At 46.2% G+C, this 573-nt stretch carries 1 protein-coding gene; it reads left to right on the top strand.

Annotated features, from left to right (window positions below):
• Positions 1 to 573: Ig-like domain-containing protein (locus ACRBG0_RS28785; protein ID WP_431490269.1), on the top strand; the 573-nt coding region annotated here is incomplete at both ends.

Genomic DNA, 573 nt, shown 5'->3' with positions numbered 1-573 from the left:
TAGATTGCTTTACGGTAACGGCTTCTCCTTGCACACTTGATCCTGTAACCTTTACCGCTCCTGCTGATCTTTGTGTCAATGCCGGTGTACAAGCTGGCCTTGGTAGCGGTAGTCCGACAGGTGGTGTTTACAGTGGTACAGGTGTTATTGATGACGGTAATGGCATGACTTATAGCTTTGATCCTGGTAGTGCAGGAGTTGGTGTTCATGCAATTACTTATACAGGATCAGGCACAGGCTGTACTGCTACAGATATGGTCGAAGTATTTGACTTACCCGTAGTAAGTCTCTCTACGGCGCTATACTATTGTGTCGATGCTCCTCTTCAGGGTGTACCAATTACAGGAGGCTCACCTTCTGGAGGTGTTTATAGTGGCCCTGGTGTTACAGACAATGGCAATGGTATCAACTATAGCCTTGACCCTACAGTAGGTGGCCCTGGAACGATTACGATTACCTATACGATCACAGATGCTAATGGCTGTAGTAATTCAGCCACCAGCAATATAGAAATCATTGAATGTGAGGTAGAAATCACGGACCCCTGCATGTGTCTTGACAATGCGACAGTAT

The sequence above is a fragment of the Lewinella sp. genome (assembly GCF_050633125.1).
Classification (GTDB): Bacteria; Bacteroidota; Bacteroidia; order Chitinophagales; family Saprospiraceae; genus Lewinella.
This window is presented reverse-complemented; position numbering and strand designations above follow the sequence as displayed.